Origin of the sequence: Pseudomonas reinekei (assembly GCF_001945365.1) — a bacterium.
Lineage (GTDB): Bacteria > Pseudomonadota > Gammaproteobacteria > Pseudomonadales > Pseudomonadaceae > Aquipseudomonas > Aquipseudomonas reinekei.
This window is the reverse complement of record NZ_MSTQ01000005.1, coordinates 346,662-369,733: the sequence shown is the minus strand read 5'-3', so window position 1 is coordinate 369,733 and position 23,072 is coordinate 346,662. Positions and strand designations below refer to the sequence as shown.

The 23,072-nt window shown below is 57.7% G+C and carries 28 protein-coding genes and 1 other RNA gene; 15 read left to right on the top strand and 14 right to left on the bottom strand.

What is annotated here, in order from left to right; all coding sequences use genetic code 11:
* Positions 1 to 22: 22 nt before the first annotated feature.
* Positions 23 to 808, bottom strand: coding sequence for a transporter substrate-binding domain-containing protein (locus tag BVK86_RS10795; RefSeq protein ID WP_075946426.1), 786 nt, complete (start codon positions 806 to 808; stop codon positions 23 to 25).
* A 256-nt stretch (positions 809 to 1,064) separates the two neighbouring features.
* Here BVK86_RS10795 and BVK86_RS10790 point away from each other — a divergent pair, with 256 nt between their 5' ends.
* The 6 genes from BVK86_RS10790 to BVK86_RS10765 all read left to right on the top strand — a co-directional run bounded on the left by BVK86_RS10790 (position 1,065) and on the right by BVK86_RS10765 (position 7,341).
* A complete protein-coding gene (locus BVK86_RS10790; protein ID WP_075946425.1) occupies positions 1,065 to 1,772 on the top strand; it encodes a FadR/GntR family transcriptional regulator in 708 nt (235 codons plus the stop codon).
* Positions 1,773 to 1,893: 121 nt separating this feature from the next.
* Positions 1,894 to 2,223 carry a thioredoxin TrxA gene (gene trxA, locus BVK86_RS10785; protein ID WP_003206727.1) on the top strand — a complete coding sequence of 110 codons (330 nt, stop codon included), beginning with the start codon at positions 1,894 to 1,896 and terminating at the stop codon, positions 2,221 to 2,223.
* 248 nt (positions 2,224 to 2,471) lie between these two features.
* Entirely contained in the window at positions 2,472 to 3,731 is a 1,260-nt protein-coding gene (gene rho / locus BVK86_RS10780) for a transcription termination factor Rho (RefSeq protein WP_017845130.1), read from the top strand.
* Between the two features lie 297 nt (positions 3,732 to 4,028).
* Positions 4,029 to 5,495 carry a 4-hydroxy-3-polyprenylbenzoate decarboxylase gene (gene ubiD, locus BVK86_RS10775; protein WP_075946424.1) on the top strand — a complete coding sequence of 489 codons (1,467 nt, stop codon included), beginning with the start codon at positions 4,029 to 4,031 and terminating at the stop codon, positions 5,493 to 5,495.
* Positions 5,495 to 6,463 (top strand): CDP-6-deoxy-delta-3,4-glucoseen reductase, encoded by a 969-nt coding sequence (locus BVK86_RS10770; RefSeq protein WP_075946423.1) that lies wholly within the window; start codon positions 5,495 to 5,497, stop codon positions 6,461 to 6,463. Before ubiD ends, BVK86_RS10770 begins: the two co-directional genes overlap by 1 nt.
* A 209-nt stretch (positions 6,464 to 6,672) precedes the next feature.
* Positions 6,673 to 7,341, top strand: a complete 669-nt coding sequence (locus tag BVK86_RS10765) for a gamma-glutamylcyclotransferase (protein WP_075946422.1) — start codon at positions 6,673 to 6,675, stop codon at positions 7,339 to 7,341.
* Here the strand turns inward: BVK86_RS10765 and glpT are convergent.
* Complete coding sequence (glpT, locus tag BVK86_RS10760; protein ID WP_075946421.1) at positions 7,317 to 8,666, bottom strand: glycerol-3-phosphate transporter; 1,350 nt, start codon at positions 8,664 to 8,666, stop codon at positions 7,317 to 7,319. The genes BVK86_RS10765 and glpT overlap by 25 nt on opposite strands.
* Positions 8,667 to 8,993: 327 nt before the next feature.
* Here glpT and BVK86_RS10755 point away from each other — a divergent pair, with 327 nt between their 5' ends.
* Positions 8,994 to 9,608, top strand: coding sequence for an energy transducer TonB (locus tag BVK86_RS10755; protein ID WP_075946420.1), 615 nt, complete (start codon positions 8,994 to 8,996; stop codon positions 9,606 to 9,608).
* 55 nt (positions 9,609 to 9,663) lie between these two features.
* Here the strand turns inward: BVK86_RS10755 and BVK86_RS10750 are convergent, their stop codons facing one another.
* From BVK86_RS10750 to BVK86_RS10730, 7 genes are all read right to left on the bottom strand, one after another.
* Complete coding sequence (locus tag BVK86_RS10750; protein WP_075946419.1) at positions 9,664 to 9,936, bottom strand: bacteriocin immunity protein; 273 nt, start codon at positions 9,934 to 9,936, stop codon at positions 9,664 to 9,666.
* Positions 9,920 to 10,108, bottom strand: a complete 189-nt coding sequence (locus BVK86_RS30510) for a hypothetical protein (protein WP_408002974.1) — start codon at positions 10,106 to 10,108, stop codon at positions 9,920 to 9,922. The genes BVK86_RS10750 and BVK86_RS30510 overlap by 17 nt, the downstream gene beginning before the upstream one ends.
* A complete protein-coding gene (locus BVK86_RS10745; protein ID WP_075946418.1) occupies positions 10,108 to 10,368 on the bottom strand; it encodes a bacteriocin immunity protein in 261 nt (86 codons plus the stop codon). Before BVK86_RS10745 ends, BVK86_RS30510 begins: the two co-directional genes overlap by 1 nt.
* Positions 10,365 to 11,507 (bottom strand): S-type pyocin domain-containing protein, encoded by a 1,143-nt coding sequence (locus BVK86_RS10740; RefSeq protein ID WP_075946417.1) that lies wholly within the window; start codon positions 11,505 to 11,507, stop codon positions 10,365 to 10,367. Before BVK86_RS10740 ends, BVK86_RS10745 begins: the two co-directional genes overlap by 4 nt.
* 54 nt (positions 11,508 to 11,561) lie before the next feature.
* The gene (locus tag BVK86_RS29305; RefSeq protein ID WP_139315760.1) at positions 11,562 to 11,978 is read right to left on the bottom strand and encodes a hypothetical protein; all 417 of its coding nucleotides are present in this window, start codon (positions 11,976 to 11,978) and stop codon (positions 11,562 to 11,564) included.
* Between the two features lie 17 nt (positions 11,979 to 11,995).
* A complete protein-coding gene (locus tag BVK86_RS10735; protein WP_139315759.1) occupies positions 11,996 to 12,718 on the bottom strand; it encodes a hypothetical protein in 723 nt (240 codons plus the stop codon).
* Between the two features lie 288 nt (positions 12,719 to 13,006).
* Positions 13,007 to 13,984 (bottom strand): NADPH:quinone oxidoreductase family protein, encoded by a 978-nt coding sequence (locus BVK86_RS10730; RefSeq protein WP_046053779.1) that lies wholly within the window; start codon positions 13,982 to 13,984, stop codon positions 13,007 to 13,009.
* A 150-nt stretch (positions 13,985 to 14,134) separates the two neighbouring features.
* On the opposite strand from BVK86_RS10730, the gene BVK86_RS10725 reads away from it, so the two are divergent.
* Positions 14,135 to 14,542, top strand: a complete 408-nt coding sequence (locus BVK86_RS10725; RefSeq protein ID WP_075946415.1) for a flagellar basal body-associated protein FliL — start codon at positions 14,135 to 14,137, stop codon at positions 14,540 to 14,542.
* Positions 14,543 to 14,626: 84 nt separating this feature from the next.
* On the opposite strand, the gene BVK86_RS10720 is transcribed toward BVK86_RS10725, so the two are convergent.
* The gene (locus BVK86_RS10720) at positions 14,627 to 15,076 is read right to left on the bottom strand and encodes an EVE domain-containing protein (RefSeq protein WP_075946414.1); all 450 of its coding nucleotides are present in this window, start codon (positions 15,074 to 15,076) and stop codon (positions 14,627 to 14,629) included.
* Positions 15,077 to 15,273: 197 nt separating this feature from the next.
* Here BVK86_RS10720 and BVK86_RS29790 point away from each other — a divergent pair, with 197 nt between their 5' ends.
* Positions 15,274 to 15,429: a hypothetical protein gene (locus BVK86_RS29790; RefSeq protein WP_008048702.1), complete on the top strand. Its 156-nt coding sequence runs from the start codon at positions 15,274 to 15,276 to the stop codon at positions 15,427 to 15,429.
* A gap of 34 nt (positions 15,430 to 15,463) precedes the next feature.
* Here the strand turns inward: BVK86_RS29790 and BVK86_RS10715 are convergent, their stop codons facing one another.
* The 4 genes from BVK86_RS10715 to BVK86_RS10700 form a co-directional block, all read right to left on the bottom strand.
* Positions 15,464 to 16,069 (bottom strand): 5-formyltetrahydrofolate cyclo-ligase, encoded by a 606-nt coding sequence (locus BVK86_RS10715; RefSeq protein ID WP_075946413.1) that lies wholly within the window; start codon positions 16,067 to 16,069, stop codon positions 15,464 to 15,466.
* A gap of 86 nt (positions 16,070 to 16,155) precedes the next feature.
* A non-coding RNA gene (gene ssrS / locus BVK86_RS10710) (6S RNA) lies at positions 16,156 to 16,334 on the bottom strand.
* Positions 16,335 to 16,364: 30 nt separating this feature from the next.
* Positions 16,365 to 16,682: a cell division protein ZapA gene (locus BVK86_RS10705; protein WP_007978902.1), complete on the bottom strand. Its 318-nt coding sequence runs from the start codon at positions 16,680 to 16,682 to the stop codon at positions 16,365 to 16,367.
* Positions 16,679 to 16,888, bottom strand: a complete 210-nt coding sequence (locus BVK86_RS10700; RefSeq protein WP_007982902.1) for a TIGR02449 family protein — start codon at positions 16,886 to 16,888, stop codon at positions 16,679 to 16,681. The genes BVK86_RS10705 and BVK86_RS10700 overlap by 4 nt, the downstream gene beginning before the upstream one ends.
* Before the next feature lie 128 nt (positions 16,889 to 17,016).
* Between BVK86_RS10700 and BVK86_RS10695 the strand changes: the two genes are divergently transcribed.
* The 6 genes from BVK86_RS10695 (at position 17,017) to BVK86_RS10670 (ending at position 23,050) form a co-directional block, all read left to right on the top strand.
* A complete protein-coding gene (locus BVK86_RS10695) occupies positions 17,017 to 17,574 on the top strand; it encodes a YecA/YgfB family protein (protein ID WP_075946412.1) in 558 nt (185 codons plus the stop codon).
* 26 nt (positions 17,575 to 17,600) lie between these two features.
* Positions 17,601 to 18,935 (top strand): Xaa-Pro aminopeptidase, encoded by a 1,335-nt coding sequence (gene pepP / locus BVK86_RS10690; RefSeq protein WP_075946411.1) that lies wholly within the window; start codon positions 17,601 to 17,603, stop codon positions 18,933 to 18,935.
* A complete protein-coding gene (gene ubiH, locus BVK86_RS10685) occupies positions 18,932 to 20,119 on the top strand; it encodes a 2-octaprenyl-6-methoxyphenyl hydroxylase (protein ID WP_075946410.1) in 1,188 nt (395 codons plus the stop codon). Before pepP ends, ubiH begins: the two co-directional genes overlap by 4 nt.
* Positions 20,112 to 20,597 carry a DUF4442 domain-containing protein gene (locus BVK86_RS10680; RefSeq protein ID WP_075946409.1) on the top strand — a complete coding sequence of 162 codons (486 nt, stop codon included), beginning with the start codon at positions 20,112 to 20,114 and terminating at the stop codon, positions 20,595 to 20,597. Before ubiH ends, BVK86_RS10680 begins: the two co-directional genes overlap by 8 nt.
* A 9-nt stretch (positions 20,598 to 20,606) precedes the next feature.
* Positions 20,607 to 21,824, top strand: coding sequence for a 2-octaprenyl-3-methyl-6-methoxy-1,4-benzoquinol hydroxylase (locus tag BVK86_RS10675; RefSeq protein ID WP_167371502.1), 1,218 nt, complete (start codon positions 20,607 to 20,609; stop codon positions 21,822 to 21,824).
* A 221-nt stretch (positions 21,825 to 22,045) separates the two neighbouring features.
* Positions 22,046 to 23,050, top strand: a complete 1,005-nt coding sequence (locus tag BVK86_RS10670; RefSeq protein ID WP_075946407.1) for an extracellular solute-binding protein — start codon at positions 22,046 to 22,048, stop codon at positions 23,048 to 23,050.
* Positions 23,051 to 23,072 lie beyond the last annotated feature (22 nt).

The following is a 23,072-nucleotide window of genomic DNA, read 5'->3' as shown; positions in this document are numbered from 1 at the left end:
AACGTGTCTCCTGCGCGCCGGATCAGAGGTCGGCCGGCAGCGGCTCTTTGAGCCAGGTCATGGCGTTCTTCTCCAGCGCGCCGTCGCCCTTGGCGGTGACGAGGATCTGGTTGACCTTATCCAGCAGGGCCGGCTCGTTCTTGTTTACGCCGACGTAGACCGGCGAATCCTTGAGCTTCACTTTCAGCGCCGGCACGCGTTTCGGGTTTTTCTCACTGATGGCGACCATCACCACGTTGCCGCTGGCGATCAGATCGACTTGCCCGGCCAGGTACGCGGCGATGGTCGAGTTGTTGTCTTCGAAACGCTTGATCGTCACGCCTTCGGGGGCGACCTTGGTCAGCTCGATGTCTTCAATGGCGCCCCGGGTGACGCTGATGGTCTTGCCCTTGAGGTCGTCCAGGCCTTTGACGTCGGCGTCTGGCGGGCCGAACACGGCGAGGTAGAACGGTGCGTAGGCGCGGGAGAAGTCGATGACTTTTTCGCGCTCGGGGTTTTTGCCGAGGCTGGAGATCACCAGGTCGACCTTGCCAGTGGTCAGGAACGGGATGCGGTTGGTGCTGTTGACCGGGGTCAGTTCGAGTTTGACCTTGAGCTGGTCGGCCAGCAGTTTGGCGGTGTCGATATCCAGGCCGCGTGGTTTCATGTCCGGGCCGACCGAGCCGAACGGCGGGAAGTCCTGAGGTACGGCAACCTTGAGGACGCCGCGCTTGACCACATCCTCCAGACCGTCGGCGTGGGCGGGTGCCTGGCTCAGCATCAGGCTGGCGAACAAGGCGGCGAGGAGGGCGCTGTAACGCTGGGTCATGGCAAATCTCCGGATCGGCAAGAAGTGTTTTCTGCGGATCGACAGAGCACGGGCCATGCCAACCCGGGGACTCTGGGGCGCCAGAGCGCGGTTTTACTGGTGTTGGACGGTCTTACTGGTCTGAACAGTCAGGTTGCGTTTCGCACCTCGATAGCGCAGCCGTGAAAATTCCCGAACTCCCATGGGGCACGACTTGCCGGGCGCCGCGAATAGCTTTACAACTGGCCGCACATTGGCCTGGTTCGTCTGGAAAACCATGAACTCGATCTCCCGTGCCGTACCCGAAGTGGCGCTGCAAGCCATCCGCAAACTGATCACCGAACAGGGCTTCGGGCCGGGTGATGCCTTGCCCTCGCAACGAGACCTGGCGGTGCAATTGGGGGTCAGTCGGGCGTCGTTGCGTGAAGCGTTGTCATCGCTGAGCGCGCTGGGAGTCATCAGTATCCAGCCAGGCAAAGGCGTGTTCGTGCAGTCGCCAGTGGAACTGCCGCGCGGCGATGCGGCGCCGGGCTGGCCGTTCGCGGCGCAGGCGTCGCCGCTGGACATCTTTCAGTTGCGCTATGCGCTGGAGGGGTTCGCCGCAGGGTTGGCCGCCGTGACGTTGAGTACCGAGGAACTCGATGCGCTGGAAGACAATGTCGCCGCCATGCGCAACGAATTGAAGGCCGGCGATTTTGACGCAGCGGCGCGGCTGGATTTCGAATTCCACCGCCGAATCCTGTTGGCCAGCGGCAATCAGGCGATGCTGAGCATCCTTACTAACAGCGCCGACATCTTTCTCGAGAGCCAGAAGCTACCGTTCATCAGGGCCGAGCGTGCCATGGAAACCTGGCAGGAACACCGCAAAATCCTCCGTGCACTGGCTCGGAGAGCCTCTGCTGCGGCACAAAAAGCCATGCACGAACACGTGCGCAACGCTGCGCTGCGTACCGGCATTGCATTCGTCGCTCCCGCCACGGCGTGACTTGGGCTATACCCAAACTCATGGACCACCATAGCGAGACTCAATCATCAGCACCTTCCTGAACGAGGGAAGGGCAGCTATGATGGGCCACGTTTTTTTGCTTACAACCCTGGAGAATTCCATGAGCAGCGATCTTATCAAACACGTTAGCGACGCTAGCTTCGAGGCCGACGTACTCAAGGCTGAAGGCGCTGTACTGGTCGACTACTGGGCTGAATGGTGCGGCCCTTGCAAAATGATCGCCCCTGTTCTGGACGAAATTGCCGAGACCTACAAAGGCAAGCTGACCGTTGCCAAGCTGAACATCGACGAAAACCAGGAAACCCCGGCCAAGCACGGCGTGCGCGGTATCCCGACCCTGATGCTGTTCAAGAACGGCAACGTTGAAGCGACCAAGGTCGGCGCACTGTCGAAGTCGCAACTGGCCGCTTTCCTCGACGCCAACATCTAAGCGTCGTCGTAGCGTGTCAAAAAAAGGCCCCGCAAATAGCGGGGCCTTTTTCGTTATTGAGGGCTAGACGCTCCGAAACTCAGGTGTTACATTCGGCCCCGCGCTGGTTTCTCCAGTGCCCCCTGCTAGCCGTCGCCGACGCTCTCCTTTTCGAATAAGTACGCGATCCTGTCGCCTTCTCCGCGGCGCGGCCTCATTAAGCCAAAAGCTTAATTTCCCCCCTCCATAAATGATTACGTCATTCCTATATGAATCTGACTGAACTCAAGCAAAAGCCGATTACCGAACTGCTCGAATTGGCCGAACAGATGGGCATAGAAAATATGGCCCGTTCGCGCAAGCAGGACGTGATTTTCTCCCTGCTGAAAAAGCACGCGAAAAGCGGCGAGGAAATCTCCGGTGATGGCGTGCTGGAGATTCTCCAGGACGGCTTCGGCTTCCTCCGCTCTGCAGACGCTTCCTATCTCGCCGGCCCAGACGATATCTACGTCTCGCCGAGCCAGATCCGTCGCTTCAACTTGCGTACCGGTGACACCATCGTTGGCAAGATCCGCCCTCCGAAGGAAGGCGAGCGTTATTTCGCGCTGCTCAAGGTCGACACGATCAACTTCGACCGTCCGGAAAACGCGAAAAACAAGATTCTCTTCGAGAACCTGACCCCGCTGTTCCCGACCGTGCGCATGAAGATGGAAGCCGGTAACGGTTCCACCGAAGACTTGACCGGTCGTGTCATCGACCTGTGCGCCCCGATCGGCAAAGGCCAGCGCGGTCTGATCGTTGCACCGCCGAAAGCCGGTAAAACGATCATGCTGCAGAACATCGCGGCGAACATCGCTCGTAACAATCCTGAAGTTCACCTGATCGTGTTGCTGATCGACGAACGTCCGGAAGAAGTCACCGAAATGCAGCGCACCGTGCGCGGCGAAGTGGTTGCCTCGACGTTCGACGAGCCGCCGACCCGCCACGTGCAGGTTGCCGAAATGGTGATCGAGAAGGCCAAGCGTCTGGTCGAACACAAAAAGGACGTGGTGATCCTGCTCGACTCCATCACCCGTCTGGCCCGCGCCTACAACACCGTGATCCCGAGCTCCGGCAAGGTACTCACCGGTGGTGTCGATGCTCACGCCCTGGAGAAACCGAAACGTTTCTTCGGTGCTGCGCGAAACATCGAAGAAGGCGGCTCTCTGACCATCATCGCCACCGCGCTGGTTGAAACCGGCTCGAAGATGGACGAAGTGATCTACGAAGAATTCAAAGGCACCGGCAACATGGAACTGCCTCTGGATCGTCGCATCGCTGAAAAACGCGTGTTCCCGGCCATCAACATCAACCGTTCCGGTACCCGCCGCGAAGAGTTGCTGACCGCCGACGACGAGTTGCAGCGCATGTGGATCCTGCGCAAGTTGCTGCACCCGATGGACGAAGTCGCTGCCATCGAGTTCCTGATCGACAAGCTGAAAACGACCAAGACCAACGATGAGTTCTTCCTGTCGATGAAACGCAAGTAAGTCGAGCAGGGCTGTGCCCTGTGTGGCTGTTTCGTTAGTTCAAATTCGGATGCCGCTGGCTCATAGCCACGGCGCTGCGACGAGTCATAGCCCGCTATGGCGAGGAGCAGCAACGCAGGATATGAGCCAGCGGCGCCGAAGTTGACTAACAGAGACAGCCATACAGGGCACCTGAGCCGGGGAAACCCGGCTTTTTGCTATCTGAATTTTGATCAAGTGGCAGTTCGTGGTTCTGAACCGAAGGGTTCGGCGCTAAACTGCCTGCCCCGAACGCCACGGCCAACACGAGGCTTACGCATGCAGTATCGCGACTTGCGCGACTTTATCAGCGGGCTGGAACAGCGCGGCGAACTCAAGCGCATCCAGGTTCCGGTGTCCCCAGTGCTCGAAATGACCGAGGTCTGCGACCGCACCTTGCGCGCCAAAGGCCCGGCCCTGCTCTTCGAAAAGCCTGTGGGTTATGACATTCCCGTGCTCGGCAACCTGTTCGGCACCCCCGAGCGCGTGGCGCTGGGCATGGGCGCCGAGGCGGTCAGCGAGCTGCGCGAGATCGGCAAATTGCTGGCGTTCCTCAAGGAGCCCGAGCCACCGAAAGGATTGAAGGACGCCTGGTCCAAGCTGCCAATCTTTCGCAAGATCATCTCGATGGCGCCCAAAGTCGTCAAAGATGCGATCTGCCAGGAAGTGGTCGTCGAAGGCGACGACGTCGATCTTTCGACGCTGCCGGTGCAGACCTGCTGGCCGGGCGACGTTGCGCCGCTGATTACCTGGGGCCTGACCGTCACCAAAGGCCCGAACAAGGATCGGCAGAACCTCGGTATCTACCGCCAGCAAGTCATTGGCCGCAACAAGGTCATCATGCGCTGGCTCAGCCACCGTGGCGGCGCGCTGGATTACCGCGAGTGGTGCGAGAAGCACCCGGGCCAGCCGTTCCCGGTCGCCGTGGCGCTGGGTGCAGACCCGGCGACCATCCTCGGTGCCGTGACGCCGGTGCCCGATACCCTCTCCGAATACGCCTTCGCCGGCCTCCTGCGCGGCAACCGCACCGAACTGGTGAAGTGCCGCGGCAATGACCTGCAAGTGCCGGCCACCGCCGAGATCATCCTTGAAGGCGTGATCCATCCAGGCGAGATGGCCGATGAAGGTCCCTACGGCGACCACACCGGTTACTACAACGAAGTCGACAGCTTCCCGGTGTTCACTGTCGAGCGCATCACCCATCGGATCAAGCCGATCTACCACAGCACCTACACCGGCCGGCCGCCGGATGAGCCGGCGATCCTCGGCGTGGCGTTGAACGAAGTGTTCGTGCCGATCCTGCAGAAGCAGTTCCCGGAAATCACTGACTTCTACTTGCCGCCCGAAGGCTGCTCGTACCGCATGGCCGTCGTGACCATGAAAAAGTCCTATCCGGGGCATGCCAAGCGGGTAATGCTGGGTGTCTGGTCGTTTTTGCGACAGTTCATGTACACCAAGTTCGTTATCGTCACTGACGACGATATCAACGCGCGGGACTGGAACGACGTGATCTGGGCCATCACCACGCGCATGGACCCCAAGCGCGACACGGTGATGATCGAAAACACGCCGATCGACTACCTCGACTTCGCCTCGCCGGTTTCCGGCCTGGGTTCGAAGATGGGGCTCGATGCCACGCATAAATGGCCTGGCGAAACCACGCGCGAGTGGGGCCGGGTGATCGTCAAGGACGACGCCGTGACCCAGCGGATCGATGCCATCTGGAATCAGTTAGGAATAGATTGATGCGTGTAACCTTGCAGCCCTCCGGAGCAGTGCTTGAGATTCTGCCCGGCGAGCGGATTCTCGATGGCGCCCGTCGTCTGGGCTATGACTGCCCGCAAAGCTGTCGCAACGGCAACTGCCACGTGTGTGCCGCGTTGCTGGTGGAAGGGCGCGTCGAACAGGCGGGTAATGTGCGTGACCATGGCGAGTTCTACACTTGCATAGCAGAGCCGCTGGAAGACTGCATCGTGCTGTGGGATGGCGTGCTCGCGCTGGGAGAGTTACCGGTGCGCACTCTGTCGTGTCAGGTCACCAGTTGCACCGAGGTCGGTGGTGATACGTGGCGGGTACGGCTGCGGGCGCCGGCCGGCAAGCCTCCGCGTTATCACGCTGGCCAGTACTTGATGATCCACCGGGACAATGGCGAGAAGTCATCCTTCTCCCTGGCCTCGGCGCCCTCAGGTGGGCGCGATCTGGAAATCCACGTCCTGGCGCGCGAAGCCAGTGCAATAAACCTGATCAAGCAACTGCAAGGCAACACAATGGTGCGGGTCGACATGCCATTCGGCGACACGCACCTGGCCGAACTGCCGGACGGTCCGCTGGTGTTGATTGCCGCGGGCACGGGCATGGGCCAGGTCCACGGCCTGATCGAACACTGCCGCGCCGAAGGCTTCAAGCACCCCGTGCACTTATATTGGGGCGTGCGCCGTCCAGAAGACTTCTATGAAGTTGAACATTGGGATGAGTGGCTGAAGTTGCCCAACCTGTTCCTGCACAAGGTCGTCAGCGATCAATGTGGCTGGCCGGGGCGTTGCGGCATGCTGCATGAAGCCGTTTGCGAAGACTTTCCTGATCTCAAGACCCTTCACGTGTATGCCAGTGGCTCGCCGGCCATGGTCTACGGCACGCTGGATGCACTGGTCGAAGCCGGGATGGATGCCCATCAAATGCGCGCTGACGTATTTGCCTACGCCCCTCGCTCTTGAGGCTGCCCCTACAGGTTATAACCCCCTATATAGCCTATCGGTATTTATAAAATCATATAAATACCGGTAGGTTATATTGTCTTCAGGTAATTAATTAACAACAGTGCCATGGCACTTGAATTGCTTTGAAAAACATATGTGCCTTATTGTTACAGCGGTGCGTTCTATTAAGTAACTCTTTACTCGCGGGGAGCTGAACGCTATTCGCCATGAGCGTCATTGAATCTTCGATCTTGAATCTGGCTTACCCTCCGCAGCTCGATCTGGGGCCGCAGCTCACGCACGAACAATTACTCAGCTCGATGCAATCGACCATGGCCCGCCACAAGGGTGGGCCGGTGTGGTTGTTCGCTTACGGTTCGCTGATCTGGCGTCCCGAGTGCACGGCAGTTGAGCGGGTTCGCGGGCGGGTGCATGGCTATCATCGCGGTTTGTACCTGTGGTCCCACGAACATCGCGGCACACCGGAAATGCCCGGCCTGGTCTTCGGTCTGGATCGCGGGGGTTCATGCAGCGGCTTTGCTTATCGTCTGCCTGAAGAACAACTTGAGGCGTCGCTGTATGCACTTTGGCAACGCGAGATGCCGTTCCCTTCCTATCGTCCACACTGGCTCAACTGCCGTCTTGAAGACGGAAGCCGGGTTCAGGCATTGGGCTTTGTTCTGGAGCGGCATTTGCCCAGCTATGCCGGCAACTTGCCGGATCATGTGCTGAGCCACGTGTTTGAAAACGCTTGCGGGCGTTACGGCACGACTCGCGATTATGTCGAGCAGACCGCTCACGCCCTGCGTAGCCACGCCATGCCAGACCGGAATCTGGAGGCGCGGCTCAAGCGCTGCAAATCAAAGGTTGATCAGGCGATGGCTTCGCGGCTCTGACTGGCGACTTGCTTGTGCCACAGCGTTGGCGCAAGGAAGGCCATCGCTAGCAGGCAGGCACCGATCAGCAGAATGAAACCGCCATCCCAACCAAAATGGTCCACGGTGTAGCCCATCGCTGCACTGGCCGCGACCGACCCACCCAGATAACCGAACAGGCCGGTGAAACCCGCTGCCGTACCGGCGGCTTTCTTCGGCGCCAACTCCAGTGCCTGCAAGCCGATCAGCATCACCGGGCCGTAGATCAGGAAGCCGATGGACACCAGGGCGATCATGTCGACAGTCGGGTTGCCGGCCGGGTTGAGCCAGTACACCAGCGTTGCCACGGTCACCAGCGCCATGAACACCATGCCGGTCAGGCCACGGTTGCCGCGGAAGATCTTGTCCGACATCCAGCCGCACAGCAGCGTGCCCGGAATGCCTGCCCACTCGTAGAAGAAGTACGCCCAGGACGTCTTGTCCACGGTGAAACCCTTGGCTTCCTTGAGGTAGGTCGGTGCCCAGTCCAGTACGCCGTAGCGCAGCAGATAGACAAAGACGTTGGCCATTGCGATGTACCAGAGCATTTTATTGCGCAGCACGTACTTGACGAAGATTTCCTTGGCGCTGAATTCTTCTTCGTGGCTGGCGTCGTAGCCTTCCGGATAGTCGTTTTTGTACTTCTCGATGGGCGGCAGGCCGACCGATTGCGGGGTGTCGCGCATGGTGATGAAGGCGAACACCGCGACCGCCATGGCGACCGCTGCCGGCACGTAAAACGCGGCATGCCAGTCATTGAACAGGCCCATGCCGATCAGGAACAGCGGGCCGATCAAGCCGCCGCCGACGTTATGCGCGACGTTCCACAGCGACACCACGCCGCCGCGTTCCTTCTGCGACCACCAGTGCACCATGGTCCGGCCACTTGGCGGCCAGCCCATGCCCTGCGCCCAGCCATTGATGAACAGCAGGACGAACATGATGGTCACGCTGGACGTTGCCCAATGCGCGAAACCGAACGTGAACATCACAGCAGCCGAAACTATCAGGCCGAACGGCAGGAAGAAGCGCGGGTTGGAGCGGTCGGAAACGATGCCCATGAGGAACTTGGACAAGCCGTAGGCAATGGCAATTGCCGACAGCGCCACCCCCAGCTCACCCCGGGTGTAGCCCTCGTCGATCAGGTAAGGCATGGCCAGGGAGAAGTTTTTGCGCAGCAGGTAATAGCCGGCGTAGCCGATAAAGATACCGGCGAAGATTTGCCAGCGCAGGCGGCGGTAGGTGCTGTCTATTTTTTCTTCAGGCAATGGCGCCTGATGTGCGGCTGGACGAAAGAAAGCAAACATTCAGTAGCTCCAGTTTTCTTGTTTTGACTGCGGATGTGAATGTTACAGTTTCATTACCGAAAAAAGCACCGGTTCTCATCGACCAAACAGCGGAAATGTTGGAATTCGAGCATTCCTTTATGAACATGTCGCTCAGATATAAATGAAGGGCGTTGTAGGAGGTTTTACCGCTTTCGTTTTTACGCGGGGGGCTGGCAGGAATAAGGCAAGTCTTTGGGAAATGTCCTGCGTCGTTACCGGAAGTCATGATCTTCAGCTCAAGACGCTCTCTCTTTAACCTTTGTCCGGCTGCCAGGCTTGGCATTTGAGGTGTAGAGGGGAGTGGTTATGCGGTGGTTTTTGTTGATGCTGGGGTTGGCGTTGTCTGGCGAGACCCGGGCAGCGGAGTTTTTTCTTATACCCGAAAACAACCCTCGGCCTATTTACCCGGTTGCGCTGCAAAGGGCCGGAATCATTGGTGATGTTCGAGTCAGCTTCGTAGTCCACTCCGATGGCTCTGTCAGCCAGGTGAACATCCTGCAAAGCGATCACCCTGAACTGGCCGAGGCGACTCGGGTTGCCATAGAGCAGTGGCGGTTCAAACCGTGGATGGTGGAAGAGGGCAGGCCTGCAGAGCAGGAAGTGGTCGTGCCCATGCAGTTCAGGTTCAATTCGTCTTTGCCGCTCCACACCAATAAATGGCTGAAGGAGTTGAAATGTCGCGATCTGAACGAAGCAGTTGTTCATGTCGCAGAGCAATCGTGGATCGATTCTCCTGTATTCCATTTCACCCGCGCCTACCTGTCGAACTCATTCTCTACGACAGCGCTGACGAATGAGCAGCGTCTGGCGCTGATCGCCAAGCTCAACAGAAAGGTGCCGATCATTGTCAGGCAATGCCTGAACAACCCGGTTTCGCGGTATGTGCGGTATTTGCCGGAGGACATTCGCAAGATGCTTTAGCTTGAATCGACAGCGTCACCGCTTAGGCCGGTGACGCTGTTTTGTTCGCTGATATTTACTCTAGCTTGAAGCCGGGTTTGCCGTTAACTTTCCGCCATTCTTTAATTTCTTCGAGCACTCCTTCTGGACTATCTACGCGCCCAATAGGTCGGGTTAAAACCAGTCGTTTTCTAGGGTGTTCCGTGATTTTCTCAAAATGACGCATCCGCTTAACCGAATACTCGCTAAATGCTTCCCCCGATAGGCCGCTGTCATTCTCGAAAAAGCCTCTTAAAAAAACTAAAAATTCCGCCTCTGTATAATCCTCTAACTTATCTTTGAGAATCATTGTAGATCACCTTTTTGTGTAGTTCTATGTGTGCCTTTGGAGTTAGAATGCTTAGGTTATCCAAATCGTACCGCTCCGGCATCGGTGATTCTTTGCTTATGATGGATCTCAATTTTTCCCTGCCGCCGACACTGTCGAGAGGTGCGGCATAAGGTGCAGCGCCATTGGTCATTAGTCTGATTTAAAGTCAGGTTTTCCGTTTGTTTTACGCCACTCCTTGATGCTGTTAAGTATTCCAATAGGTGAATTCTCAACGCCTGCTTTAGGATAAAAAAGAATATCCGTTCCGTCGGGATGCTCGGATGCAAGCACTATGTTGCGAACTATGGTATCCAGTTCTTCTTCCGAAGCATAATTTCCGTCGAACAATCTTTTAATTGTCTCTAGAAACTCTGATTCAGTATATTGTTCATATTTTTTTACTGGATTCATAGCGTCTCACCGTTGTTGTTTGAGTGTATTGCAATATGAGATTTAGGAGTTGTAATAAGCATGTTGTCAACATTATAAACCTCTCCACCTTTTTGAATTGGAATTATATGGTGGATTTCAAATTTTTCCCTTCTCCCCACCTGCTCGCTTTGAGGGGCATAGGGTGAGTGCCCGTTCTTCATTATCGCTTTATTCAGCGGACTCAGTTCCATGCTTAACTTCGGATCATTTGATACCGCGACCCAAAAACTCTCTCTGAATTTATCAAAATTTCTGAAGTCTTTACCGCGCAATTGATTTGCTATCTGAGCGGGAATCGGAACTCCATCTGATTCTGTCGCGCTCTCTAACCAGTTTTCACCAAAGATTTGTCCGTCCCCGTTTACCGTCCCCGGTTCGTATCGTGGGCCGGTTCGGCTTAGCATGATGTAGATGGGATCAATGCCTGAATCAGTCGGAAAAATCAGGACGTAGTCGTCTAGATCGAAATCGTCGTATGAGGGATGTTCGTCAGTTCTTCCATCAAGTTGAGTGACTCTGGCCCCTGGATAGATCTCGATGCCGTTTTGATCGGAGGGTAATTCCGTGGAGCCAATACCATCTTTTCCAGGCGCGCTATTTGGCGTCCATGTAAGTGTTCTTGGTAGAAAACCTTCAGTGGTGAACGTGTAAAAATTTGTGGTCGGCTCAAATTTCGCAGTTCGGACTCTAACTCGTGCGGATAGATTATCACCCGTTTGAGATAAGTAAAGTTGAGTATGCTCACCTCTTGAGGAAGATAGTACTCGTATCGGTAAATTTGTTTCGCTCTGATTTTTTAAGTTGATCTGGTTGTCGAATCCATCACCCAATTGAGAGAGCGGTATCGACACAACCACAGGGTTACGCTGTAGTTCACCGTTTCCGAGAGTTGGCGTATAGAAGATAGAGGCCAAGAAAACACCCAGCGGGTTCGAGCGCACACTTAGGGACTCGACAGATCGGGCCAGAGAAAAAGGCGAGCCTTCAAATCCTGCAATCAAGCCATCTGGTGTGACCACTAGCGGCCTTACAGATGCTGCATCTCCGCTAGCTGTGGATAGGTTCACATTCTCAATCTGGTACTTTTCCCTTAATGCGTCTTTTTGTATTTTTTCCAAAGCAAGGGCTTGCTGGTATGCCTCCTGTTCTGCTGCAACGCGCAGCTGCTCCCTTTACTGCTCAGCTTCAATACGTAGCCGCTCTAGCTGCCGCTCAGTTTCAATACGTACCTGTTCCTGCTGCCGTTCGACTGCTAGAGAGCGAGCGATCAGTCCAGAAAAAGCGCTACTTGTCTCAGTTAGATGGCGCGCAATTTCAGTGTGAAGGAGGGATAAGTGATAGTCCTGCCATCGCCTGCCTAAATTGGTATTTGCCTGTAGATCAACGAGGTTGTTGAGCGCTTCAATTTCTGGAGTGCTCAGTGGCGATTTAATTGCCGGGTTTGCTATCGCATAAGGCCTTACAGCTGATTGCTCGGACGCGATTAGGTTGTTTATTGTGATTTTATAACTTGTCAGCGATTGGGCGAGCGTCGCGCCAATTGTAGCTCCCGTCGCAGCAATAATTTTTTCGAGAATAAAATGCGGCAAAAGGTCAAAATGAACGTTTATTTCATCTTTAATGACCGAAATTTTTCGTCCACAGTAGATGTTGAGTTTGCAATCTGGGCTTCGATTTCAGATTGATCTCGCTTGTTTGCTAAATGCTCGAGCTGTTTAGCTAAAATATTCATTTGTAGCGAAATGCGTTTTAGGTCTAATGCTGATCGATAAGCAGTATCTATCGCGGTATAGGCCACGGACGCGTCAGGAGGAGAGGTGTGTAAGCTTTCGAAAATTTTTCTAAAGGACAGCTCCTTCATTAGGAAAAATTGGTTGTGGCCGTAAAGTGAATAGGCGCTCGGCTTACGTGCCTCATACTCTATTGATTTATTCTGAATAAGTTTCAACGCCGCCTTTTGCTCGACCTTTGTTTTTTCAATTGGTGATAGAGGATGGTTGGCGCCGGCCACTTGTTTCGCGTAATCCAGTTCGGCAATTGTGGAAGCGAAAAGGTTGTTATATAATCCGGCGTATTCACTATCAATGTATGTGCTGTTAATGCTTCTTTCATGCATCAAGTCATCCCATATGAAAGGTGTAAGCGGGCTGAGCTTTACTGGCCCACTGCTAGTGCCTCTATGGGGACCTTCATTTAAACCCCAGGCGCCTGAAAAAAATCCTTCTATCCCTGGGTTTAATCTTTCTGCTTTGACTGGTATGGGGGCTAATTCGTATGAGTTTGGCCCGGTTTTTATATGGGGACCTAAATATTTGTTTGCGTTAGACATATGACGACTCCATGTCAATTATTCCCGAATTCAGATTACGCTTTCCAATTGAGAGCGAGGCTGATAGCAGAACATCTCATATGCTTGGCTTGTAGGTTTTAGAGTTTGCCGGCGCATTGATCTGTAATTGGGAAGTTAACGCAATTTTTTGGAAGGGGGATTTATATATTTACCGCTAAATATTTCGCTGTTGATGTTGATACTGAATAGAAACAATTTGTGTATTGGAAGTGAAGGCCAGAGCAGCTTGTGAGTTGCTTTGGCCTTCTCAATATGTCCAGCGCGGATTTAGCGAACCTGCACCACCACCTTCCCGACCGCCTTGCGCTGGCCGAGATCATTGATGGCTTGAGCTGCGTTGCTCAGCGGATACACCTGCGACACCAGCGGTTTCAACTTGCCTTCGGCAAACCAGCCAAACAGTTGCTGGAAGTTCGCGGCGTTGTCCTGCGGCTGGCGCTGGGCAAATGAGCCCCAGAATACGCCCAGTACCGCTGCGCCCTTGAGCAATGCCAGGTTTACCGGCAGTTCGGGAATGCGCCCGCTGGCGAAGCCGACCACCAGCAGGCGGCCGTTCCAGGCGATGGCGCGGATGGCCTGGTCGAACAGGTCACCGCCCACCGGGTCGTAGATCACGTCGGCGCCCTGACCATCGGTCAGGCGTTTGATTTCGTCCTTGAGGCTGGTTTCGCTGTAGTTGATCAGTTCATCGGCCCCCGCAGCCTTGGCTACGGCGAGTTTTTCGGCGCTGCTGGCGGCGGCGATTACCCGGGCACCCATGGCTTTGCCGATTTCTACAGCGGCGAGGCCGACACCGCCGGAGGCGCCGAGTACCAGCAGGGTTTCACCCGGTTGCAGGTTGCCGCGCTGCTTGAGTGCGTGCATCGAGGTGCCGTAGGTCATGCTGAAGGCGGCGGCGGTATTGAAGTCCATCGAGGGTGGAATCGGCAGCACGTTGTAGCCCGGCACCGCGACCTGCTCGGCGAAACTGCCCCAGCCGGTCAGGGCCATGACCCGGTCACCGACTTTCAGGTGGCTGACCTTTTCACCCACTTCACTGACCACGCCGGCCGCTTCACCGCCCGGTGAAAACGGGAAGGGCGGCTTGAACTGGTACTTGCCCTCGATGATCAGCGTATCGGGGAAGTTGACCCCCGCGGCGTGCACGTCCAGCAGGATTTCGTTCTTCTTCGCGACAGGACTGGCGACGTCTTCCAGCACCAGCGATTCGGCAGGGCCGAAGGCTTTGCACAGCACGGCTTTCATCAAGGCTATTCCTTTGGGAGTGATGGCCGATAAGTGTAGGTGTGTGAGTCGATGGGTCAACGAGCATGCCCGGCCCTGATAGTCAGCCATAAGCTTGTGCTTGCGCGGCGGGTCGTTATGCTAGGCCGCAAACCGAATAAGGAGCGAATTGTGAAAGCGTGGATCATGTTGATGCTGGCCCTGTCTCTGCCTGTGGCAGCGGTGGCCGAAGAAGCCAAAGAAGGTGAAGCACCAAAGGTCAATTACATCACCCTGAGCCCGCCGTTCGTGGGTAATTACGGGCTGGATGGCACACCGAAACTCAAGGTCTACAAGGCCGACGTGGCGTTGCGGGTGACCGGCGAAGAGGCGACCAAAGCGGTCAAGGCCAACGAACCGCTGATTCGTAATCAGCTCGTGGCGTTGTTTGCCCAGCAGACTACCGAGACGATGAACAACGTTGAGGCCAAAGAGAAGCTGCGTCAGGAAGCGTTGAAGCAGACCCAGCAGATCATGAACGATGAAACCGGTAAGCCGGTGGTTGAGGATTTGTTGTTCAACAACCTGATCATCCAGTAATGCTGGATCCTGTAGGAGCTGGCTTGCCAGCGATAGCGCCCTCAAGATCGCCATCGCTGGCAAGCCAGCTCCTAAAAAAGCATTTCAACGCAGCTCCATCACAGCCGCCCACTGCTCGGCCGTCACCGGCATCACCGACAGCCGCGAGCCCTTCTGCACCAACGGCATCTCGGCCAGTGCCGTCTGTTGCTTGAGATAGTCCAGCTTCAGTACCTTGGAAAACGTCTCGACATGCGCGACATCAATCGCGCTCCAGGCGTTTTTCTCCGGTGTGGCTTTGGGATCATAGTAATGACTTTCAGGCTCCAGCGCCGTTGGGTCGGGATACGCGGCTTCGATAATCTTGCCGATCCCGGCAATCCCTGGCTCCGGGCAGCTGGAGTGATAGAAGAAAAACTCATCCCCCACCGCCATGGCCCGCAGGAAGTTACGCGCCTGATAGTTGCGAACCCCATCCCAGCGCGCTTTGCCAAGCTTCTCCAGGCCTTTGATCGAGAGTTCGTCGGGCTCGGATTTCATCAGCCAATAGGCCATGTTTTTTGCTCCTTGCGAGGTCAGTGGGCAGGTTGTCGGGCAATCTTATGACAAACCGACAGTCGGTTGACGCCAGCATTTGCGCAGCGGTTCACGTTGCCGCAAAATGCCGGCCTTTAAAGCTTGACGCTGCTGCACGGCCTACAAAACGGAAACCGCTGCTGTCATCGTGTTGATATGCCTTTGGGGGGCAATCGATGAAACGCAAACCGGATTTACTATGGATATTGGTTATTTTGTTCGGCCTCGGCGTCGTGACCACTGGCTATGCCCAAAGCCTGTGGGCCAACAAGACCGATGCGCCGGTTGAGGTTGCCCAGTTGCAGCAACAGTCGACGGCGTTCAAACGCTAAGCTGTCTTATCGACGCTGCTGATTGCAGTGGCGTCTAGCCTACGTAATACCAGGCCTTGTCCGTGACCGTTCCCTGCAACGGCACATCCCAGCTCGCTTGAGCCAATCGCTCGACCTTCTGACATTCATGGGCCAGCCCCAGCAGCGTCGGCTTGCGCCAGTCATTTCGACGCGCCAGGTAAGCCAGGCTGCGATCGTAGAAACCGCCGCCCATCCCCAGCCGACCGCCGACATCGTCAAACCCCACTAACGGCAGCAGCACCAGGTCCAGCGCCCAGACTTTGCGTTGTCGGGCAAGGTTGTGCCGGGGTTCGAGAATCCGGAAGCGGTTGGGCCTGAGCTTTTCACCGGGGCGGATGCGCTGGAACACCATTTTGGTTCGTGGCCAGGCGCTGAGCACCGGCAGATAGGTAGCCTTGCCTCGCCGCTGAGCTGCACGCAGCAGCAGGCGCGGGTCGATTTCACCGTCGGTGGGCAGATAGAGAGAGATGTGTCTGGCGCGGCGAAACAGCGGTTGCTGGGCCAATTGCTTGTAAAGCCCGCGTGCGGCCTGGCGCTGCTGACTGGGTGTCAGTGCGCGGCGGGCCTTGCGCAGCATGCGTCGAAGTTGCGGGCGGGGTAGCAGCGCAGGTTCGGTCATGAATTCGGGCTTCGAAAGTACGGATACGTAAAGCGTACCCGTAAAAACGCCGATGCCGGTATTTAAACCGGCATCGGACTGGAATCAGGCTCCCCGAATGTGTCGCTGTCGACTTAGCCCTTGAACCCGAAAGTTCAAGGTGGAAGTTGCAGTAGGCTTTAAGGCTTTCCGTCTAGCGGACATGCACACCAGCCCAACGTGCAACCTCCAGGGTATAGCAAATCGGCTCAGGGACATCGCCAACTGGCAAACACCCCAGGGAGTGAGGGGAGTATACCCCAAGCGGTGAGCCGAATCAGCCTTTGGTGACGTCCGGATCGGTAGCGAGGACCAGATCGACGCGATCAAGCAGGTCGCGCACCTGCTCACGGGTCGAGCCGCTGACCTGCACATCCGGCCGGTCTTCCTTGTGGAGCAGGTCGTGGGTGATGTTCAACGCGGCCATCACGGCGATACGGTCGGCACCGATGACTTTGCCGCTGCTGCGGATCTCGCGCATCTTGCCGTCCAGATAGCGGGCGGCGCTCACCAGGTTACTGCGTTCTTCCTGGGGGCAGATGATGGAATACTCTTTGTCGAGGATCTGCACGGTGACGCTATTGCTTGAACTCATGAGTCTTGCTCCAGGGCCTTGAGGCGCGAAATCATCGATTCGACCTTACGCCGGGCGATTTCGTTTTTTTCAATGAGGTGCGCGCGTTCCTCGCGCCAGGTCTTTTCCTGAGCAAGTAAGAGTCCGTTTTGGCTCTTAAGTTGCTCGACTCGGGTAATCAGCAGTTCGAGTCTGGCCATCAGCGCTTGCAGGTCGGTGTCTTCCATATTGTCCACTGAGTGTGTGTCTGATGAGCGGTAACAGCTGGACAGCCTTTAATAGTCTTGGCGAGTCTGTCGATGTAGGATACAAGGCCTTCATTCTAGACATAGCGCCGTCTGGCGCCTAGCTGCCCATGACCATTCAGAATTCCCCGTACCAAGCCTTCGCCACCCTGCTGACGTCCAGCGGTCACAATGTATCGCCTGCCGAATTGCACGGCCTGCTGCTCGGTCGCAGCTGCGCCGGCGCCGGTTTCGATGCCGAAGGCTGGCTGATCGACGCCGCTGAGCTGCTGGAAAACGAGCCGCAGGACAACGTTCGCAACGCCTTGATCGGCCTGCAAGAGATGGTAAAAGGCGAGCTCACCGGCGATGACGTGACCGTCGTCCTGCTGCTGCCAACCGACGATGCCCCGCTCACCGACCGTGCCGCCGCACTGGGCGAGTGGTGCCAGGGTTTCCTCAGCGGCTTCGGCTTGAATTGCCGTGACAGCAGCGCCCTTAGCGCCGAGGCCACCGAAGTGCTGCAGGACCTGGCAGCCATTTCCCAAGTGCAAGACGCGCTGGAAGAGTCCGAAGACGGCGAGTCCGATTACATGGAAGTCATGGAGTACCTGCGCGTCGCGCCACTGCTGCTGTTCTCGGAAACCAAGAAAGACGTGGCGGCTGCCGCCAAACCGTCGCTGCACTGATCAAAGCCAGGGAACGCCATCTGCCCATGATCCATATCCCGAAATCGGAGTACAGCCGTCGCCGCAAGGCCCTGATGGCGCAGATGGAACCCAACAGCATCGCCATCCTGCCCGCCGCCGCGGTCGCCATTCGCAATCGTGACGTCGAGCACGTCTACCGCCAGGACAGCGACTTCCAGTACCTCAGCGGTTTTCCCGAGCCTCAGGCCGTGCTGGTGTTGATGCCAGGGCGAGTGCACGGCGAATACATCCTGTTCTGCCGCGAACGCAACGCCGAGCGTGAACTGTGGGACGGACTGCGGGCCGGGCAGGAAGGCGCGATTCGCGACTTTGGTGCCGACGACGCTTTCCCGATCACGGATATCGACGACATCCTGCCTGGCCTGATCGAAGGCCGTGACCGGGTGTATTCGGCCATGGGCAGCAACCCGGAATTTGACCGGCACTTGATGGAGTGGATCAACGTGATTCGCTCCAAGGCCAACCTCGGCGCCCAGCCACCGAACGAATTCGTTGCCCTGGATCATCTGCTGCACGACATGCGCCTGTATAAATCGGCGGCAGAAGTGAAGGTGATGCGCGAGGCTGCACGGATTTCTGCCCAGGCGCATGTGCGTGCGATGCAGGCCAGTCGTGCCGGGTTGTATGAGTACAGTCTCGAAGCGGAGCTCGATTACGAATTCCGCAAGGGTGGCGCGAAGATGCCGGCCTACGGTTCGATCGTCGCCACGGGGCGCAACAGCTGCATCCTGCATTACCAGCAGAATGACGCCGTGCTCAAGGACGGTGAGCTGGTGCTGATCGACGCCGGTTGCGAGATCGACTGCTACGCCAGCGACATCACCCGCACCTGGCCGGTGAACGGCAAGTATTCGGCGGAGCAGAAGGCGATCTACGAATTGGTGCTGGCGGCGCAGGAAGCGGCGTTTGCCGAAATCGCGCCGAACAAACACTGGAATCAGGCCCACGAAGCGACGGTCCGGGTGATCACTTCGGGCCTGGTCGAATTGGGTTTGCTCCAGGGCAATGTTGACGAATTGATCGCCGGCGAAGCCTACAAGGCGTTTTACATGCACCGCGCCGGTCACTGGCTGGGCATGGATGTGCATGACGTCGGCGAATACAAGGTCGGCGGCGAGTGGCGCGTGCTGGAAGTCGGCATGGCGCTGACCGTGGAGCCGGGGATCTACATCGCCCCGGACAATCAGAGCGTGGCGAAGAAATGGCGCGGCATTGGCGTGCGCATCGAGGACGACGTAGTGGTCACCAAAACCGGCTGTGAAATCCTCACCAAAGGCGTACCGAAAACGGTCGCCGAAATCGAAGCCTTGATGGCGCAAGCGCGGACACAAGCGGCATGAGTCGAGTCAATCTGGCAATCATCGGTGGGGGGCTGGTCGGTGCCAGCCTCGCTTTGGCGTTGCAGGCCGGGGCCAAGGCCCGGGGCTGGAAGATCGTACTGATCGAGCCTTTCGCGCCCGGCGATACCTATCAGCCGAGTTATGACGCGCGCTCCACGGCATTATCCTATGGCGCTCGGCAGATCTATCAGCGGCTGGGCGTTTGGCAGGAGATCTCTCGCCGTGCCGAGCCGATCAAACAGATTCACGTTTCCGATCGCGGGCGTTTTTCCACGGCGCGGCTGTCGGCCATGGAAGAAGGCGTTCCGGCGCTGGGCTACGTGGTGGAAAACGCCTGGCTCGGCCAATGCCTGTGGCGAGGCCTGGACAAAGACGTCATCAGTTGGCGTTGCCCGGCGGAAGTCACCCGCATGGAGCCGCTCACCGATGGCTATCGCCTGACCCTCAATGACGAAACCACCCTGGAGTGCGACCTTGCGGTGTTGGCTGATGGTGGCCGCTCCGGCCTGCGCGAGCAACTGGGGATCGGCATCAAGAAGCGGCCTTACAATCAGAGCGCACTGATCGCCAACATCACGCCGAGCGAAGCGCATAACGGCATGGCGTTCGAGCGTTTTACCGACGATGGGCCGATGGCGTTGTTGCCATTGCCGGACAACCGTTGCGCCTTGGTCTGGACCCGTCTGGGGATGGACGCGCAACGCCTGGCCGCACTGGATGAGCGCAGTTTTCTCCGCGAATTGCAGGGCGTGTTCGGTTATCGCCTGGGCACGTTGAAACAGGTTGGCGCTCGACATCTGTACCCGTTGGCGCTGGTCGAGGCCGAAGAACAGGTGCGTTCACATCTGGCGGTGCTGGGCAATGCTGCCCACAGCTTGCACCCGATTGCCGGGCAAGGTTTCAACCTGTCGTTGCGTGATGCCCAGGCGCTGGCCGATGCGTTGCTCGCCAGCGAGCAGTCACCGGGCGAGTTTGCGACCTTGCAGGCCTATCGCGAGCGTCAGCGTCTGGACCAGAACCTCACCGTCGGTTTTTCCGATCAGGTCACGCGCCTGTTCGGCAGCACCCAGCCGCTGGTTTCGCTGGGCCGTAATCTCGGGCTGCTGGGTCTGGATCTGCTGCCGCCGGCCAAACGCTGGTTCGCTCGGCAGGCCATGGGCCTGGGTACTCGACCTGATGCTTAAGTGGCTGACGCGCAAGTTCGGCAAGGCGCGGTTGATGCGCCGATTCATGAGCTTCTATCCGCCGTACCTTGGCGCCGGCGTTCAGGTGCAGCACATCAGCGATGATTTCCGCGACATACGGGTCTCGATGGGCCTGAGCTGGTACAACCGCAATTACGTTGGCACCCAGTTTGGTGGCAGCCTGTATTCGATGGTCGACCCGTTTTTCATGCTGATGCTGATGGAGAACCTGGGGCGCAACTACATCGTCTGGGACAAGGCTGCAGACATCGATTTCATCGCGCCGGGCAAAGGCCCGGTTTTCGCCCGTTTCAACATTGACGACACCTTGCTCGACGAAATCCGGCGGCAGACGGCGGGTGGCGAAAAATACCTGCCGCAACTGCAGGTCGATATTCATGACGGCGCTGGCAACCTCGTAGCACGCGTCGGAAAAACCCTTTACGTGCGGCTCAAGCCGCAAGCGAGACAGGTTTAAAGCATGGAAATGCGCGCAGATCTGCTGATTGTCGGAGCCGGAATGGTCGGCAGCGCCCTGGCGCTGGCGTTGCAGGACAGCGGGCTGGAAGTCCTGTTGCTCGACGGCAGCCCGATGAGCGTCAAACCGTTTGACGCTCAAGCCCCGTTCGAACCGCGGGTGAGTGCGCTGTCCATCGCCAGCCAGCGGATTCTCGAACGCCTGGGTGTCTGGGACGGCATCGCCAACCGGCGCAGCAGTCCCTATAGCGACATGCAGGTCTGGGACGGCAGCGGCACGGGGCAGATTCACTTCTCGGCGGCCAGTGTGCATGCCGAGGTGCTGGGGCATATCGTCGAGAACCGCGTGGTGCAGGACGCCTTGCTCGAGCGCTTGCACGATTGCGACTTGGGGATGCTGGCCAATGCCCGCCTAGAACAGATGCGTCGTTCCGGCGACGATTGGCTGCTGACCCTGGCCGACGGCCGTACCCTGCGTGCGCCGCTGGTGATTGCGGCCGATGGCGCCAACTCGGCGGTGCGTCGCCTGACGGGCGTTGCGACACGGGAGTGGGATTATCTGCATCACGCCATCGTCACCAGCGTGCGTTGCTCGAAAAACCACCAATCGACCGCCTGGCAGCGCTTTACCGATACCGGGCCCCTGGCGTTCCTGCCCCTGGCGCGTGATGGTCAGCAGGACTGGTGCTCGATCGTCTGGTCGACCACACCGAGCGAAGCCGAACGCTTGATGGCGCTGGATGACGAGGCGTTTTGCCGCGAACTGGAACGCGCCTTCGAAGGCCGGCTCGGGACTGTGCTCAACGCCGACCCGCGCCTGTGCGTGCCACTGCGTCAGCGTCATGCCAAGCGTTACGTGGCTGAAGGCCTTGCCCTGATTGGCGATGCGGCCCACACCATCCATCCGCTAGCCGGGCAGGGCGTGAACCTCGGGTTCCTCGATGCCGCCGTGCTGGCCGAGGTGTTGTTGCAAGCGGCAGGCCGTGGCGAGCGGCTGGCGGATGTGAAAGTGCTCAGTCGCTACGAACGTCGCCGCATGCCCCATAACCTGGCGCTGATGGCGGCAATGGAGGGCTTCGAACGCTTGTTCCAGGCCGACCCGTTGCCGGTGCGCTGGTTGCGCAATACCGGGCTGAAGCTGGTCGACCAGATGCCCGAGGCCAAAGCGTTGTTTGTGCGCGAAGCCCTCGGACTGACGGGCGATCTCCCGGCACTCGCCAAGCACTGAGATTTTCGTCGGGGCTGATTGGCCTCTTCGCGAGCAGGCTCGCTCCGGCATTTGAAATACCTTCCACTGTGGGAGCGAGCCTGCTCGCGAATGCGTCGGCACATTCACATCCTTTTTCGGCTATGCAACATTTGGTAACGCCTCCGCCAACTGTTCGATTGAGAAGGCAAATGTGAGTCCTTATCATTTGGCTTCAATTTTTCAATCGAGAGATCGCTCCCATGCTGGCACCGAAGCGTCTACTGACCGCACTGGCCTTGACCCTGATTGGCAGCACCGTCGCCCAGGCCGCCGACGAGGTGGTGGTTTACTCCTCGCGTATCGACGAGCTGATCAAGCCGGTCTTCGATGCTTACACCGCAAAAACCGGCGTAAAGGTGAAGTTCATCACCGACAAGGAAGCGCCGCTCATGCAGCGGATCAAGGCCGAGGGCGAGAACGCCACGGCCGACCTGCTGTTGACGGTGGATGCCGGTAACCTCTGGCAAGCCGAGCAAATGGGCATCCTCCAGCCATTCACCTCGAAGACCATCGATGCCAACATCCCGCTGCAATACCGCGCCGCGTCCCATGCCTGGACCGGCCTGAGCCTGCGCGCACGGACCATCGCCTATTCCACCGAGCGGGTGAAGCCGGGTGAGCTGACCACCTACGAAGCACTGGCCGACAAGAACTGGGAGGGTCGCCTGTGCCTGCGCACGGCGAAGAAGGTGTACAACCAGTCCCTGACCGCCACCATGATCGAAGTGCACGGTGCCGAGAAAACCGAGAAGATCCTCAAGGGCTGGGTCAACAACCTGTCCACCGACGTGTTCTCCGACGACGTTGCGGTGCTTGAAGCCATCAACGCCGGCCAATGCGACGTGGGTATCGTCAACACTTACTACTACGGTCGCCTGCACAAGCAGAAACCGGAGCTGCCGGTGAAGCTGTTCTGGCCGAACCAGGCGGATCGCGGCGTGCACGTCAACCTGTCGGGCATCGGCCTGACCAAGCACGCGCCGCATCCGGAAGCCGCCAAGGCCCTGGTGGAGTGGATGACCACGCCTGAAGCGCAGAAGATCTTCGCTGACGTGAATCAGGAGTTCCCGGCCAACCCGGCTGTGCAGCCATCCGCTGAAGTGGCCGCATGGGGCAAGTTCGTTGCGGACACCTTGCCGGTGGAAGTCGCGGGCAAGCGTCAGGCTGAAGCGATTCGCTTGATGGATCGGGCTGGCTGGAACTGACACCAGCTGGTTTAAAGAGTAA

Excerpts from the sequence above, each read along its gene's own strand:
- BVK86_RS10730 (WP_046053779.1), bottom strand. The coding sequence starts at position 13,984 with ATGAAAGCCGTGCTGTGCAAAGCCTTCGGCCCTGCCGAATCGCTGGTG.
- BVK86_RS30510 (WP_408002974.1), bottom strand. The coding sequence starts at position 10,108 with ATGACCAATGGCGCTGCACCTTATGCCGCACCTCTCGACAGTGTCGGC.
- BVK86_RS10770 (WP_075946423.1), top strand. The coding sequence starts at position 5,495 with ATGCGTGTAACCTTGCAGCCCTCCGGAGCAGTGCTTGAGATTCTGCCC.
- ubiD (WP_075946424.1), top strand. The coding sequence starts at position 4,029 with ATGCAGTATCGCGACTTGCGCGACTTTATCAGCGGGCTGGAACAGCGC.
- BVK86_RS10755 (WP_075946420.1), top strand. The coding sequence starts at position 8,994 with ATGCGGTGGTTTTTGTTGATGCTGGGGTTGGCGTTGTCTGGCGAGACC.
- BVK86_RS10670 (WP_075946407.1), top strand. The coding sequence starts at position 22,046 with ATGCTGGCACCGAAGCGTCTACTGACCGCACTGGCCTTGACCCTGATT.
- pepP (WP_075946411.1), top strand. The coding sequence starts at position 17,601 with ATGATCCATATCCCGAAATCGGAGTACAGCCGTCGCCGCAAGGCCCTG.
- BVK86_RS10705 (WP_007978902.1), bottom strand. The coding sequence starts at position 16,682 with ATGAGTTCAAGCAATAGCGTCACCGTGCAGATCCTCGACAAAGAGTAT.
- BVK86_RS29790 (WP_008048702.1), top strand. The coding sequence starts at position 15,274 with ATGAAACGCAAACCGGATTTACTATGGATATTGGTTATTTTGTTCGGC.
- BVK86_RS10680 (WP_075946409.1), top strand. The coding sequence starts at position 20,112 with ATGCTTAAGTGGCTGACGCGCAAGTTCGGCAAGGCGCGGTTGATGCGC.
- BVK86_RS10735 (WP_139315759.1), bottom strand. The coding sequence starts at position 12,718 with ATGTCTAACGCAAACAAATATTTAGGTCCCCATATAAAAACCGGGCCA.
- BVK86_RS10765 (WP_075946422.1), top strand. The coding sequence starts at position 6,673 with ATGAGCGTCATTGAATCTTCGATCTTGAATCTGGCTTACCCTCCGCAG.
- BVK86_RS10750 (WP_075946419.1), bottom strand. The coding sequence starts at position 9,936 with ATGATTCTCAAAGATAAGTTAGAGGATTATACAGAGGCGGAATTTTTA.
- BVK86_RS10745 (WP_075946418.1), bottom strand. The coding sequence starts at position 10,368 with ATGAATCCAGTAAAAAAATATGAACAATATACTGAATCAGAGTTTCTA.
- BVK86_RS10720 (WP_075946414.1), bottom strand. The coding sequence starts at position 15,076 with ATGGCCTATTGGCTGATGAAATCCGAGCCCGACGAACTCTCGATCAAA.
- BVK86_RS10675 (WP_167371502.1), top strand. The coding sequence starts at position 20,607 with ATGCGCGCAGATCTGCTGATTGTCGGAGCCGGAATGGTCGGCAGCGCC.
- BVK86_RS10700 (WP_007982902.1), bottom strand. The coding sequence starts at position 16,888 with ATGGAAGACACCGACCTGCAAGCGCTGATGGCCAGACTCGAACTGCTG.
- BVK86_RS10790 (WP_075946425.1), top strand. The coding sequence starts at position 1,065 with ATGAACTCGATCTCCCGTGCCGTACCCGAAGTGGCGCTGCAAGCCATC.
- BVK86_RS10695 (WP_075946412.1), top strand. The coding sequence starts at position 17,017 with ATGACCATTCAGAATTCCCCGTACCAAGCCTTCGCCACCCTGCTGACG.
- ubiH (WP_075946410.1), top strand. The coding sequence starts at position 18,932 with ATGAGTCGAGTCAATCTGGCAATCATCGGTGGGGGGCTGGTCGGTGCC.
- glpT (WP_075946421.1), bottom strand. The coding sequence starts at position 8,666 with ATGTTTGCTTTCTTTCGTCCAGCCGCACATCAGGCGCCATTGCCTGAA.
- BVK86_RS10795 (WP_075946426.1), bottom strand. The coding sequence starts at position 808 with ATGACCCAGCGTTACAGCGCCCTCCTCGCCGCCTTGTTCGCCAGCCTG.
- trxA (WP_003206727.1), top strand. The coding sequence starts at position 1,894 with ATGAGCAGCGATCTTATCAAACACGTTAGCGACGCTAGCTTCGAGGCC.
- BVK86_RS10715 (WP_075946413.1), bottom strand. The coding sequence starts at position 16,069 with ATGACCGAACCTGCGCTGCTACCCCGCCCGCAACTTCGACGCATGCTG.
- rho (WP_017845130.1), top strand. The coding sequence starts at position 2,472 with ATGAATCTGACTGAACTCAAGCAAAAGCCGATTACCGAACTGCTCGAA.